A 12,552-nucleotide genomic window follows, 5' to 3' on the forward strand; every position below is an offset into this window, starting at 1 on the left:
ATGCCTAGTTCATCTCAACGCCGACCTTTCCTGCGCCTGCTGCTGATCGGCCTGTGCGCCTGCCTGCTGAGCCCGCTGGCCAGCGCCGATCAGGCCAAACGCCTGCGCATCGGCATCACCCTGCATCCGTATTACAGCTATGTGGCGAACATCGTCGGTGACAAGGCCGAGGTCGTGCCGCTGATTCCCGCCGGCTTCAACCCACACGCCTATGAGCCCCGCGCCGAAGACATCAAGCGCATCAGCGGGCTGGACGTGATCGTGCTCAACGGCGTCGGTCATGACGACTTCGCCGACCGCATGATCGCCGCCAGCGAAACGCCGAACATCAAGACCATCGAAGCCAACGAAAACGTGCCGTTGCTGGCCGCCACCGGGGTTGCCGCGCGCGGTGCCGGCAAAGTGGTGAACCCACACACGTTCCTGTCGATCAGCGCCTCGATTGCCCAGGTCAACAACATCGCCCGGGAATTGGGCAAGCTCGACCCGGACAACGCCAAGACCTACACCCAGAACGCCCGCGCCTATGGCAAACGCCTGCGGCAGATGCGCGCCGACGCCCTGGCCAAACTGACCCAGGCGCCGAACGCCGAACTGCGAGTGGCCACGGTGCACGCCGCCTATGACTACCTGCTGCGCGAATTCGGTCTGGAAGTCACCGCCGTGGTCGAGCCGGCCCACGGCATCGAGCCGAGCCCGAGCCAGTTGAAGAAAACCATCGACCAACTGCGCGAGCTGGACGTGAAAGTGATCTTCTCCGAGATGGATTTCCCGTCCACCTACGTCGAAACCATTCAGCGTGAATCCGGTGTGAAGCTGTACCCGCTGTCGCACATTTCCTACGGCGAATACACCGCCGACAAGTACGAAAAGGAAATGACCGGCAACCTCAACACCGTGGTGCGGGCGATTCAGGAGTCCGGCGCATGACGGCCCAGGAAAACCTCTCAATCACCCATAACGGCCCGACCCTGGATTTCGCCGACGTCAGCCTGACCCTCGGCCGCACGACGATCCTCGACAAAGTCACCTTCCAGGTGCAGCCAGGCAGCGTGCATGCGCTGGTCGGCCCCAACGGCGGCGGCAAGAGCTCGCTGATCAAAACCCTGCTCGGGCAGATGCCCCATCAGGGCCGGCTCAGCCTGCAATGGCCCGGCGAACCCGGCACCATCGGCTACGTGCCGCAGGCGCTGGAGTTCGATCGGGGTCTGCCGATGACCGTCGATGATTTCATGGCCGCCATGTGTCAGCGTCGCCCGGCCTTCCTCGGCTTGAGTAAACGCTACGCCGGCGCTATCGGTGATGCGCTGGAGCGGGTCGGCATGCAGGACAAGCGCAAACGCCGGATGGGTGCGCTGTCCGGTGGCGAACGCCAGCGGGTACTGCTTGCCCAGGGCCTGATTCCAGCGCCGCAATTGCTGGTGCTGGATGAACCGATGTCGGCCCTCGACGAAGCCGGGATCCAGGTGTTCGAACGCCTGCTCGGCGACTGGCGCGCGGCGGGCATCACGGTGCTGTGGATCGAGCACGATCTGGAAGCGGTCGGGCGACTGGCCAATCGCGTCACCGGCCTCAACCGCCGCGTGCTGTTCGACGCCTCGCCGCAACAGGCCCTGACCCCGGAACGCCTGCTGACCCTGTTCTCGACCCATCCACGGAGCGCTGCCTGATGAGTTACGAAGCCTTTCGTTTGATGGTGCAAGGCTGGGCTTCCTCCGGTTACCTGCCGGAAGCCCTGGCCTACGGGTTTGTGGTCAACGCCCTGCTTGCCGGTCTGCTGATCGGCCCGGTACTCGGTGGTCTCGGCACGCTGGTGGTGGTCAAGCGCTTCGCGTTTTTCTCCGAGGCGGTGGGCCACGCGGCGTTGACCGGCGTGGCCATCGGCATTCTGCTCGGCGAACCCTACACCGGCCCCTACGGCAGCCTGTTCGGCTACTGCCTGTTGTTCGGCATTTTGCTCAACTACCTGCGCAATCGTACCGGCCTGGCACCCGACACTTTGATCGGCGTGTTCCTGTCGGTGTCCCTCGCTTTGGGCGCCAGTCTACTGTTGATTCTGGCGGGCAAGATCAACGTGCACATTCTGGAAAACGTGCTGTTCGGCTCAGTACTGACGGTCAACGGTAACGATCTGCTGGTGCTGGCGATTGTCGGATCACTGGTCATGGCGCTGGCCCTGCCGCTGTACAACCGGATCATGCTGGCCAGCTTCAACCCGCAACTGGCAGCGGTGCGCGGCGTCGCGGTGAAAACCCTGGATTACCTGTTCGTGATTCTGGTGACGCTGATCACCGTCGCCGCAGTAAAAGTCATCGGCGCGATTCTGGTCGGTGCGCTGCTGGTGATTCCGGCAGCGGCCGCCCGTTTGCTCAGCCAGTCGCTCAAGGGCTTTTTCTGGTGTTCGGTGCTGATTGCCACGGTCAGTACGCTGTGCGGGATTCTCGCGCCGATCGTGTTCGACCTGCCGATTCCGTCCGGCGCCGCGATCATTCTGGTCGCCGGTATCGCCTTCGCCCTCGCCGCGATTGCCCGGGGCGTCGTCCCCAGTCTGAAAGGGAACCTTGGATAAATGGCTTTTTCATTACGACAACTGACCCTGGCCATCGCCCTCAGCGGCGCGGTTTCCAGCCCTCTGCTGGCTGCCGAGAAACCGCTGCGGGTGCTGGCCTCGTTGCCCATCACTTATGGTCTGGGCGAAGTCCTGCTCAAGGGCACTGACATCAGCCTCGAGCGCGCGGCGCCGGCCAACCTGCCGGGCAGTCGCCAGACCGCCTACTTCACCGGGCGCGGCGCCCCGGCGCTGAGCAAACTGGCCACCGGCGCCGATGCGGTGATCGGTGTGCGCTCGCTGTGGGCCGATGATCCGCTGTACCCGATCGCCCGCCGCAGCAACATCCGCATCGTTGAAGTCGACGCCGCCCGCCCGGTGGACGGCGCCCTGCCCGGCATTGCCGTGCAACCGGGGCTCAAGGTCGACGGCCTGAACAGCCAGCCGTGGCTGGCGAGCAACAACATGGGGCGTATGGCTGACGTGATGGCGGCGGACCTGGTGCGCCTGGCGCCGAAGGACAAACCGAAAATCGAGGCCAATCTGGCGGCACTGAAGCAGCGCCTGCTGAAACTCAGTGCCGACAGCGAGGCGCGTCTGGCCAGTGCCGACAACCTGAGCGTGATGAGCCTGAGCGATCACTTCGGTTACCTGATCGGCAGCCTGAATCTGGAATTGATCGGGCAGGACGCGCGACCGGATGCCGAGTGGACGCCGGAAGATCTGAAAAAACTCACCGCCACCCTGAAAGACAATGACGTGGCGGTGGTGCTGCACCATCGGCAGCCGTCGGACGCGGTAAAAGCGGCAATTGCCGAATCGGGCAGTCATTTGCTGGTGTTGAGCACCGATGCGGCAGATCCGGTGACAGAGCTGGAAGACAATGTGGATGTACTGCTCAAGGGCCTGGCCGGCGCCTGAGGAGAAGTGATCGTTCCCACGCTCTGCGTGGGAATGCCTCATTGGACGCTCCGCGTCCGCTTCGGAAGGGACGCGGAGCGTCCCGGGCTGCATTCCCACGCAGAGCGTGGGAACGATCGACATGAAAAAACCCGCTGACTGTTTCCAGTCCAGCGGGTTTCTTTTTGGCTGAAGACTTACTGTGCAGCCGCTTGCGCTTCCATTTTCTGGCGCAGGCTCAGCGGGCGCATGTCGGTCCAGACTTCTTCGATGTAGGCCAGGCATTCCTTTTTCAGGCCACTCTTGCCGACGGTGCGCCAGCCTTCCGGCACGGCCTTATAGTCCGGCCAGATCGAGTACTGCTCTTCGTGGTTGACCACGACTTGAAAGAGGATGTCCTCGCGGTCGAATACTGACGTCATGCTGTGTCTCCATCGCTGTAGGGGTGGGCTGCACGACGGGTGCAGCCGGGTATGTAGAAAGAACGTTCGACGTGGCGAAAAATTTACAGGCCGGCGGTCGCAGCGCTCAACGCTCGGCCGAAAATCTCGGCGACGCGGTCGACTTCAGCGGCGGTGATCACCAGCGGCGGCAGGAATCGCACCACCGCACCATGCCTCCCGCCCAGCTCCAGAATCAGCCCGCGCTTGAGGCATTCGCGCTGAACCAGCGGCGCCAGACGTGCGAAGGCCGGCGGATGGCCCAGTGCGTCCGGCGTACCGTTCGGATCGACCAGTTCGACACCGAGCATCAGGCCACGACCGCGAATGTCGCCCAGTTGCGGGAAGTCACGCTGCAGAATGTGCAAGTGCTCGCTCAAGCGCTCGCCCATGGCGGCGGCGTGTTCGCAGACCTTGTGCTCGACCAGATAACGCATCACCGCAGAACCGGCGGCCATCGCCATCTGGTTGCCACGGAACGTACCGGCGTGGGCCCCCGGCTGCCAGGTGTCGAGCCAGTCGCGATAAACCACCACCGCCAGCGGCAGGCTGCCGCCGATGGCTTTGGACAGCACCACCACGTCCGGAGTGATGCCGGCGTGTTCAAAGGCAAACATCTTGCCGGTGCGGGCGAAGCCGCTCTGGATTTCGTCGATGATCAGTGCCACGCCAGCCTTTTCGGTGATGCGACGCAGACCACGCAGCCACTCGATGTCCGCCGGGATCACACCGCCCTCACCCTGCACCGCTTCGACGATCACCGCTGCCGGCAATTGCACGCCAGCCTCGGGATCATTGAGCAGGTTTTCCAGGTAGCTCAGATTAGCCTTCACACCCGCCGCGCCACCGAGGCCGAACGGGCAGCGGTAGTCGTACGGGAACGGCATGAATTGCACGCCGTTGCTGAGCAGCGCACCCAGCGGCTTTTTCGGCCCCAGGCTGCCCATCAGGCTCAAGGCCCCCTGGCTCATGCCGTGGTAACCGCCGGTAAACGACAGCACGGTGCTGCGCCCGGTGGCGGTGCGCACCAGTTTCAGCGCAGCTTCCACGGCGTCGGTGCCGGTCGGGCCGCAGAACTGGATTTTCGCTTCCTTGGCCAATGCAGGCGGCAACAGGCCAAACAGGTCCTGCACGAACTGGTCTTTCACCGGCGTGGTCAGGTCCAGGGTGTGCAGTGGCAGTTCATCGGCCAGCACCTGCTGGATCGCTTCGATCACCACCGGGTGGTTATGCCCCAGCGCCAGAGTGCCAGCACCGGCCAGGCAATCGATGAAGGTACGACCTTCGACGTCTTCGACGTACAGACCTTTGGCACGTTTGAGTGCCAAGGGAATACGCCGCGGATAGCTGCGGGCATTGGATTCCTGCTGGCTCTGACGGGCCAGCAACGGCGATTCATTGAACTGATACAGCGTTTCAGCCGGCGCGGAGGCGATCCGGGCCGAAGACTCTTCGATAAGGCTGGTGGCGACTGACATCTCTCGACCCCTCAATACGCTATGGATAGTGACCAAAACTGCACACCGGGCAGGTGCGCGTTCCGGTCGCGGGGCGCACATGCAGGTTTTCCTGTTCTGGAAACGCACCAGCGTGTCGAGGATTTACACTCTTGATCGAATGTCAGGCCGACAATGCCAGCGGCTTGTGCATCGGCAGGCTTAAAACGCCGTGATGCGTGAAGGCAGACGCCGCTTCGCGATACCCCAGGCGCCGGTAGAACGCCTCGCCGGTGCGCGTGCTGGCGAGCATGACGCAAGGCCGGCCGCGAACCCGCAGCCAGCCCTCGAGATCGCCCATCAACGCGCGGCCCGCACCCCGGCGAAACCACTCCGGCTGCACATGACAAAACGTGATCTCGCCATTGGCGGCGGCCATGCCGACCCCGACCGGCTTATCGTGAAGAAGCGCGATATTCAGATAGAGATGCGGATCAGCGAGCCAGCCGCTGATGTGTTCCGCCGATTGTCGGCGAACCCAGTGGTCGACCAGTTGTGGATCGTTGCGATGATCGAGCGCGCAACCGACGCGGATCGAGCGTTCGAGAATCCGGCTGATGAGGCCGGCGTCGGCGACTGTGGCGGGACAGATGTGAATGGGTGCTTCCATGGCGCTGTTTCCCTCAATCCATTGAGTCAAAGGCTGGGGCGACAATAACGTCGCGGCCGGCGGATGACTAATGGAGAGAGGTTACATTTGATGTGCCTGGCAAATGTCAGACCGGTTGCAGCGGCATGGTCAGCTCGACCCGCAAACCATCCGGGCGGCTGTCGAAATGCAGGGTGCAGGCGCAGCGTTGAACGATGGCCTGGACAATCGCCAGCCCCAGCCCGCAGCCGGTGCTCTGGCCGTTGCGCCAGAAGCGCTGGGTCAGATGTTGCAGATCGTCCGGGGCAATCCCCGGCCCATGATCGCGCACCACGAAACGCACGCGATTGGCGGTGGTTTCCAGGCTCAACTCCACCGCGCCGTCGGTCGGCGTATGGCGCAGGGCGTTGTCCAACAGATTACGCAGAGCCGCGATCGACAGCACCGCCGGCATTTGCAAGGGCGCATCGGACAATCGCTCAGGCAGATGCAGCTTGATCCGCTGGCGCTGGTCACTGGCCGAATCCTGAATCGCCAGTTTCGCCACCTGTTCGGCGCTGCACTGCACACCGTCGTCGAACGACAGACTGCCCTCGACCCGCGCCAGCAACAGTAATTGCTCAAGGGTCCGGTGCAGGCGGTCGGCGCCCTCCTCGGCCCGGGCCAGGGACTGATCGCGGGCACTGCCTTCGGTCATGCGCGCCACTTGCAGGTGGGTCTTGATCGCCGTCAGCGGGCTGCGCAGTTCATGGGCGGCATCGCCGGTCAGGCGACGTTCGCGTTCGATGGTCTTGCCGATGCGCTGGAACAACTGGTTCTGGGTTTCGAGCAGCGGTTTCAATTCGCTGGGGAATGACTGCAACTGCAAAGGCTCCAGCGAATCCGCATTGCGACGCATCAAGGCTTCACGCAAGCGATTGAGCGGCGCCAGGCCCTGGCCGATCCCCAGCCACAACAGGCACAGGCAGCCAAGCAGCGCCACACCCACCGGCACCGAGGCCGCCAGCAGGATCGACATGTTCAGGGCTTCGCGCTCGATCACCCGGTCGGCGGTGGTGATTCGCACATCGCCTCGGGCGAGGGTGAAGCTGCGCCATGGCGCGCCATCGATCATCTGATCGTGGAAGCCCATCTTCTGGGCTTCCAGCGCCTGCTCCGGGTTGTTGTGGCTGCGGGCGAGGATTTCCCCGCGCAGCGAACTGACCTGACAGGCCATCCCGCCGGGAATGTTCAGTTGCTCGGCGCTGAAGTGAGTGCCTTCGCCTTTGCTCGGGATGGCCGGCAGTTGTTCCAGCAGCCCGGCGACCATCCGCGCCGACGCCACCAGCCGCTGGTCGAGGGAAAACATCATCTGGTTGCGCAAGTCGCTGAGCATCCAGGCAGCCGCCAGTGCCCAGATCAGCGCGAACGCGGCGCCGAGGGTCAGGCTCAGGCGCAGGCGCAGACTCATCACTTGTCAGGTTCTCCACCATCGGCCGGGCCGAGGCGGTAGCCCAGACCGCGCACGGTTTCGACGATGCCTTTACCCAGTTTGCTGCGCAGGTGATGGATGTGCACGTTGAGTGCGTTGCTCTCCAGTTCATCGTTGAAACCGTAGACGCTGTCCTTCAACTGCTCGGTGGATAGCACCCGGCCACGGTTGTGCAGCAAGGCCTGCAGCAGGGATTGTTCGCGACGGGACAGGTCTACCGAACGGCCCGCCAGCGTGGTTTCCCGACTGCTCGGGTCGTAGGTCAGCGCGCCGTGTTCGATCAGGTTGACGCTGCGCCCGGCTACCCGGCGCAACAGGGTTTGCAGACGGGCGAACAATTCACGCAGGTCGAACGGCTTGAGCAGGTAGTCGTCGGCACCGGACTGCAAACCGTCGACACGATCGGTGACCGAGTCCCGCGCGGTAAGGATCAGTACCGGAATCTCCAGGCCCTGCTGACGCAGTTGTTGCAGCAGTTTGAGGCCATCTTCGTCCGGCAGGCCAAGATCGAGCACCATCACGTCGAATTCGGCAACCTTGAGGATCGCCCGCGCCTTGGAGGCGGTGTTGACGTGCTCGACCGTCAGGCCTTGTGTCGTCAGCCCGGCGACGATCCCGCTGGCGATCAACTCATCGTCTTCGCAAACCAGTACGTGCATGGGAGCTCCATGAGAAAAAACGCGATTCAAGCAGGAGAGGATTAAGCGGCAATTATGGACACTGCCCGCGCCAAGGAAAAGCACGATCCCGACGTATACGACCACGGGCGAGGTCTTTCTCAACGCCAATTACTGCAACGACAACTAATAAGTTCACAGGCAACAACTTGACACCCCCCAATGTCACAAACAGCAATCACTAAATCAGTGCACAACCACTATTTATCGATATAACCTCCAACTGCAAAACACACAAACATCAAATCAAACAACTATCATTCTTCAGAAGCAAACATCAAATGTCCAAACTTAACAACTTCGTCGCCATCGACTGGCGCTCCGGCCCTGACCGGATTTACTTCTTCTTCAAAGATACTGATCAATTCTCCCGTTACAACAATGGCGATGAAAAAGTACCCAACGAATATCCAAAACCGATCAAGGGAAACTGGCCAGGTTTCGATGCCTATGCCAAGCACCTGCGCTTCGGATTTACGCAAACAAGGGCAGGCGACAAGGACATTGCCTGGTTGTTCTTCTACAACGGTGAACGCCCGTGGGTGTGCGCCTATGACCAGGACAATGACAAGGCTGATGCCTTTTACGATCTATCCAACTCTCTCTGGACGCCGATCCTGCCTTACTTCGACAGAATCGTTGCCGGCACCTGGCTGGAAGCCATCGGACACAAGTACGAGTTTCTTTTCCTGTTGAATGACGGAACTCGTCTGACATTCCACACGGTGACGCAAAAAATCAATCACCAAGCCGATGCAATACTGCCCGGACTTGCACCTTATAAAGATCGCCTTGTTACTGCGGCGCAGATTGATCCGACTTTCAGCGATAACCTCTGGTGCATCTTCCTGACCAATGACCAGTTTGTGGTTTTCAATATGCAAAAAGGCGCAGTCGAGGGAGGTGTGCGCAATGTCAGTGGCACATTCGCCGGGTTAACCCGCGGTCTCTGATTCCCTCATTCGTTTGCAACGCTGCAGCGTCTCGCAGGCTCGACGCATGGATAACTCCGGTTAATCATCGGTTAATCGCCGCCCGCCACTGTGCCCCTCAATTGCACAGGGACAAGGCTCCTCCATGCGTCATTTTTTTCTATTGTTTGCACTGTTGATTTCGAGTCTGGCCCAGGCGGGGAATGATCCCTTTGCGTCAAAACCGGAGTTCCTGCCGGTCGACAAGGCATTCGTGCTGACCTCGGAACGTCTGGATTCCGGTGAGACCCAGCTGTTCTGGCAAATCGCCGACGGCTATTACCTGTATCAGAAGCGTCTGAAGTTCGACGGGCTGGCGACGCAAAACGTGCCGGCCCTGCCCGAAGGCGAGTCCCACAGCGACGAGTATTTCGGCGAACAGCCGGTTTATCGCCAGGGCCTCGAGCTGAAAATCCCGGCAGCCGCACAGGGCCAGATCAAGGTCAGTTATCAGGGCTGCGCCGACGCCGGTCTTTGCTATCCACCACAAACCAGAGTGATTGACCTCGGCGGCAAAGCCGCAGCAACGACAGGTGAAGCGCCGGATCAGGCACTGGCCAGCGGTCTGCAACAGCATTCGCTGGGCTGGAGTCTGCTGGTGTTCTTCGGCCTCGGTCTGCTGCTGGCGTTTGCCCCGTGTTCGTTGCCGATGCTGCCGATTCTGGCGGGCATGGTCGTGGGCAGTGGCGCCACGCCGCGTCGCGGTTTCGCGCTGGCTGGCAGTTATGTGGTTTGCATGGCGCTGGTGTATGCGGCGATGGGCGTCATCGCCGCGCTGCTGGGGGCGAACCTGCAGGCGTGGTTGCAGAACCCGTGGCTGCTCGGAACGTTCGCGGCCGTGTTTGTGGTTCTGGCGCTGCCGATGTTCGGCTTCTTCGAGTTGCAATTGCCGGTGGCACTGCGGGATCGACTGGAACACGCCTCGCGCAGTCAACGCGGTGGCAGTCTGGTCGGCGCCGGTGTATTGGGCGCGTTGTCCGGTCTGCTGGTCGGCCCGTGCATGACCGCACCGCTGGCCGGCGCCCTGCTTTACATCGCGCAAAGTGGCAACGCGCTGCACGGCGGTCTGATCCTGTTTGCCCTGGGCATCGGCATCGGCGTTCCGCTGCTGTTGCTGGTAACCGTCGGCAATCGCTTCCTGCCCAAGCCCGGCGCGTGGATGAACCTGCTCAAGGGCGTGTTCGGTTTCCTGTTCCTTGCCACCGCGCTGCTGATGCTGCGCCCGGTGCTGGATCCGTCGCTATGGCTGGGTTTGTGCGGCGCGCTGCTGTTGATCGCCGCGTACAGTGCCTGGAAACAGTCCGACGGCTTTGGTCGCGTGGCTCACTTGTTCGGTGCCGGTTCGCTGTTGCTGGGCTTGTGGGGCAGTCTGCTGGTGGTCGGTGCGGCAGGCGGCAGTGACGATCCGTATCAGCCGTTGCAGGTGTACAGCGGCGGCCGCGTCGGATCTGCGGCGCCCAGCGGCCACGAAGCCTTCACGACGATCAAGGATCCCGCTGCCCTGCAACGCGAGCTCGACGCCGCCAAAGCGCAGGGCCAGTGGGTGCTGCTCGATTACTACGCCGACTGGTGCACGTCGTGCAAAGTCATGGAGAAACAGGTGTTCGGCCAGGCGCGGGTGATGCAGGCCCTGAGCGATGTGCGCTTGCTCCGACTCGACGTCACCGCCGACAATGCCGCCAGCCGCGAACTGCTCGGCCGTTATAAAGTGCCGGGGCCACCGAGTTTCGTGTGGGTCGGCGCCGACGGCGAAGAGCGCCGCAGCCAGCGCATCACCGGCGAGGTCGATGCCGATACTTTCCTGCAACGCTGGACCACCACCCGAGACGCCCGTTAATGCTGACCTTCACCCTCGGCACCTTTGCCATCGCACTCAACCACCTGCTGCTGATCAGCGCGCTGGCGCTGGCGACCTTCGTCGGCTGGCGGGTGGCCAAGCGCGGCGGCGACAACCCCGAGTCGGCGCTGTTCAGCCTGTTTCTGCTCGGCATGCTGGCGGCGCGCATTGCGTTTGTCGCTGTGTACTGGGGCCACTATCGCAACGACCCGTGGCAGATCATCGACCTGCGCGACGGCGGTTTTCTCGCCTGGCCGGGGGTGATCGTGCTGTTGCTGGCGGCGCTGTATCGCGGCTGGCGCCGGCCGGGTTTGCGTCGACCGCTGGGGTTCGGCGTGGTCAGCGGCGTGGCGTTCTGGGTGCTGGCGACTTTGTCCCTGAACATCTACGAGCAAGGCACGCGCCTGCCGGACATCAGCCTGCGCAACGCCGCCGGGGAAACCGTGAAACTCACCGACTATCAGGGCGGGCCGCTGGTGATCAACCTTTGGGCCACTTGGTGCCCGCCGTGCCGCCGGGAAATGCCGGTGCTGGAAAACGCCCAGCAACAACGCCCGGACCTGACATTCCTGTTCGTCAATCAGGCCGAAAGCATGCAAAGCGTCGCCACGTTTCTCGAAACCCAGGGCTTGAGCCTGAACAACGTGCTGTTCGACCGCAGCGGACGCCTCGGCCAGGCCGTGGGTTCCATGGCCCTGCCGACTACGCTGTTCTATAGCCCGGACGGTCGCCTGCTGGGCAGCCATCTGGGCGAGTTGTCGAACGCCAGCCTGGCCCGCGCTCTGGAAAACTTCGACACCCCGGCTTCCAGCCCGAATCCGGCCACCTCTTCTTCAAGGAAACTGCCATGCCCCGCCTCCGCCACTTGCTGACGCTGACCATGAGCGCAGCCCTGCTGCACTTGCCGTCGGTCCAGGCCGCTGAAGAACTGCCTGAAGCGATCAAGAAAATCGAAGCCAAGGGCGCGAAAATCGTCGGCCAGTTCGACGCGCCGGACGGCTTGCGCGGTTACGCCGCGCAATACCAAAACCGCGGCATGGCGCTGTACCTGACGCCGGACGGCAAGCATGTGCTGCTGGGCAATCTGTATGACGCCGACGGCAATGACCTGAGCAGCGCGCCGCTGCAAAAACTGGTCTACGCGCCGATGGCCAAGGAAGTCTGGGCCAAGTTCGAAGCGAGCAACTGGATTCAGGACGGCAACAAGGATGCGCCGCGCACCGTGTACCTGTTCAGCGATCCGAACTGCCCTTACTGCAACATGTTCTGGGAACAGGCCCGTCCATGGGTCAAGGCCGGCAAGGTGCAGCTGCGGCACATCATGGTCGGCATCATCCGCGAAGACAGCCCGGCCAAATCCGCCGCCCTGCTCGCCGCCAAAGACCCGAGCAAAGCCCTGGAAGATCACGAGAAGGCCGGCAAGGCCAGCACCCTCAAGGCCTTGAAGGACATTCCGGTCGCGGTGCAGACCAAACTTGCCGCGAACATGCAACTGATGGAAGACCTGGACTTGCAGGCCACCCCGGCGATCTTCTACATGGACGACAAGGGCGAACTGCAACAACAGCAAGGCGCGCCGACGCCGGACAAACTGGCGAAGATTCTCGGCCCGAAATAAAAAAC

General features: G+C 62.3%; 13 protein-coding genes. 8 read left to right on the forward strand and 5 right to left on the reverse strand.

Features of this window, described 5'->3' with window-relative positions; all coding sequences use genetic code 11:
• From AC0R79_RS21495 to AC0R79_RS21510, 4 genes are read left to right on the forward strand one after another with little or no spacing between them, the layout of a single operon-like run.
• Positions 1-930 carry a metal ABC transporter substrate-binding protein gene (locus AC0R79_RS21495; RefSeq protein WP_064598220.1) on the forward strand — a complete coding sequence of 310 codons (930 nt, stop codon included), beginning with the start codon at positions 1-3 and terminating at the stop codon, positions 928-930.
• Positions 927-1,670 (forward strand): metal ABC transporter ATP-binding protein, encoded by a 744-nt coding sequence (locus tag AC0R79_RS21500; RefSeq protein WP_085607076.1) that lies wholly within the window; start codon positions 927-929, stop codon positions 1,668-1,670. The genes AC0R79_RS21495 and AC0R79_RS21500 overlap by 4 nt, the downstream gene beginning before the upstream one ends.
• Positions 1,670-2,569 carry a metal ABC transporter permease gene (locus AC0R79_RS21505; RefSeq protein WP_003226663.1) on the forward strand — a complete coding sequence of 300 codons (900 nt, stop codon included), beginning with the start codon at positions 1,670-1,672 and terminating at the stop codon, positions 2,567-2,569. The genes AC0R79_RS21500 and AC0R79_RS21505 overlap by 1 nt, the downstream gene beginning before the upstream one ends.
• Positions 2,570-3,469, forward strand: a complete 900-nt coding sequence (locus AC0R79_RS21510; RefSeq protein WP_474731639.1) for a metal ABC transporter substrate-binding protein — start codon at positions 2,570-2,572, stop codon at positions 3,467-3,469.
• Positions 3,470-3,645: 176 nt separating this feature from the next.
• Here the strand turns inward: AC0R79_RS21510 and AC0R79_RS21515 are convergent, their stop codons facing one another.
• From AC0R79_RS21515 to AC0R79_RS21535, 5 genes are all read right to left on the reverse strand, one after another.
• Positions 3,646-3,870 (reverse strand): MbtH family protein, encoded by a 225-nt coding sequence (locus AC0R79_RS21515; RefSeq protein WP_007917715.1) that lies wholly within the window; start codon positions 3,868-3,870, stop codon positions 3,646-3,648.
• Between the two features lie 83 nt (positions 3,871-3,953).
• Positions 3,954-5,366 carry an aspartate aminotransferase family protein gene (locus AC0R79_RS21520; protein ID WP_207983524.1) on the reverse strand — a complete coding sequence of 471 codons (1,413 nt, stop codon included), beginning with the start codon at positions 5,364-5,366 and terminating at the stop codon, positions 3,954-3,956.
• Positions 5,367-5,508: 142 nt separating this feature from the next.
• A complete protein-coding gene (locus tag AC0R79_RS21525; protein WP_375747618.1) occupies positions 5,509-5,994 on the reverse strand; it encodes a GNAT family N-acetyltransferase in 486 nt (161 codons plus the stop codon).
• A gap of 106 nt (positions 5,995-6,100) precedes the next feature.
• Positions 6,101-7,423: an ATP-binding protein gene (locus tag AC0R79_RS21530; protein ID WP_127799113.1), complete on the reverse strand. Its 1,323-nt coding sequence runs from the start codon at positions 7,421-7,423 to the stop codon at positions 6,101-6,103.
• The gene (locus AC0R79_RS21535) at positions 7,423-8,103 is read right to left on the reverse strand and encodes a response regulator (RefSeq protein WP_474731640.1); all 681 of its coding nucleotides are present in this window, start codon (positions 8,101-8,103) and stop codon (positions 7,423-7,425) included. The genes AC0R79_RS21530 and AC0R79_RS21535 overlap by 1 nt, the downstream gene beginning before the upstream one ends.
• A gap of 299 nt (positions 8,104-8,402) precedes the next feature.
• Between AC0R79_RS21535 and AC0R79_RS21540 the strand changes: the two genes are divergently transcribed.
• The 4 genes from AC0R79_RS21540 (at position 8,403) to dsbG (ending at position 12,547) form a co-directional block, all read left to right on the forward strand.
• Positions 8,403-9,074, forward strand: coding sequence for a hypothetical protein (locus AC0R79_RS21540; protein WP_474731641.1), 672 nt, complete (start codon positions 8,403-8,405; stop codon positions 9,072-9,074).
• 124 nt (positions 9,075-9,198) lie between these two features.
• Positions 9,199-10,929, forward strand: coding sequence for a protein-disulfide reductase DsbD (gene dsbD / locus AC0R79_RS21545; RefSeq protein WP_474731642.1), 1,731 nt, complete (start codon positions 9,199-9,201; stop codon positions 10,927-10,929).
• Complete coding sequence (locus AC0R79_RS21550) at positions 10,929-11,801, forward strand: TlpA family protein disulfide reductase (RefSeq protein WP_474731643.1); 873 nt, start codon at positions 10,929-10,931, stop codon at positions 11,799-11,801. Before dsbD ends, AC0R79_RS21550 begins: the two co-directional genes overlap by 1 nt.
• Positions 11,777-12,547 (forward strand): thiol:disulfide interchange protein DsbG, encoded by a 771-nt coding sequence (dsbG, locus tag AC0R79_RS21555; protein ID WP_007955786.1) that lies wholly within the window; start codon positions 11,777-11,779, stop codon positions 12,545-12,547. Before AC0R79_RS21550 ends, dsbG begins: the two co-directional genes overlap by 25 nt.
• Positions 12,548-12,552: the final 5 nt, after the last annotated feature.

It is taken from the genome of Pseudomonas sp. HD57-3, assembly GCF_056113135.1.

Bases quoted from the DNA above. Each gene is read 5' to 3' on its own strand.
- AC0R79_RS21495 (WP_064598220.1), top strand. From the start codon at position 1: ATGCCTAGTTCATCTCAACGCCGACCTTTCCTGCGCCTGCTGCTGATC.
- AC0R79_RS21500 (WP_085607076.1), top strand. From the start codon at position 927: ATGACGGCCCAGGAAAACCTCTCAATCACCCATAACGGCCCGACCCTG.
- AC0R79_RS21505 (WP_003226663.1), top strand. From the start codon at position 1,670: ATGAGTTACGAAGCCTTTCGTTTGATGGTGCAAGGCTGGGCTTCCTCC.
- AC0R79_RS21510 (WP_474731639.1), top strand. From the start codon at position 2,570: ATGGCTTTTTCATTACGACAACTGACCCTGGCCATCGCCCTCAGCGGC.
- AC0R79_RS21515 (WP_007917715.1), bottom strand. From the start codon at position 3,870: ATGACGTCAGTATTCGACCGCGAGGACATCCTCTTTCAAGTCGTGGTC.
- AC0R79_RS21520 (WP_207983524.1), bottom strand. From the start codon at position 5,366: ATGTCAGTCGCCACCAGCCTTATCGAAGAGTCTTCGGCCCGGATCGCC.
- AC0R79_RS21525 (WP_375747618.1), bottom strand. From the start codon at position 5,994: ATGGAAGCACCCATTCACATCTGTCCCGCCACAGTCGCCGACGCCGGC.
- AC0R79_RS21530 (WP_127799113.1), bottom strand. From the start codon at position 7,423: ATGAGTCTGCGCCTGCGCCTGAGCCTGACCCTCGGCGCCGCGTTCGCG.
- AC0R79_RS21535 (WP_474731640.1), bottom strand. From the start codon at position 8,103: ATGCACGTACTGGTTTGCGAAGACGATGAGTTGATCGCCAGCGGGATC.
- AC0R79_RS21540 (WP_474731641.1), top strand. From the start codon at position 8,403: ATGTCCAAACTTAACAACTTCGTCGCCATCGACTGGCGCTCCGGCCCT.
- dsbD (WP_474731642.1), top strand. From the start codon at position 9,199: ATGCGTCATTTTTTTCTATTGTTTGCACTGTTGATTTCGAGTCTGGCC.
- AC0R79_RS21550 (WP_474731643.1), top strand. From the start codon at position 10,929: ATGCTGACCTTCACCCTCGGCACCTTTGCCATCGCACTCAACCACCTG.
- dsbG (WP_007955786.1), top strand. From the start codon at position 11,777: ATGCCCCGCCTCCGCCACTTGCTGACGCTGACCATGAGCGCAGCCCTG.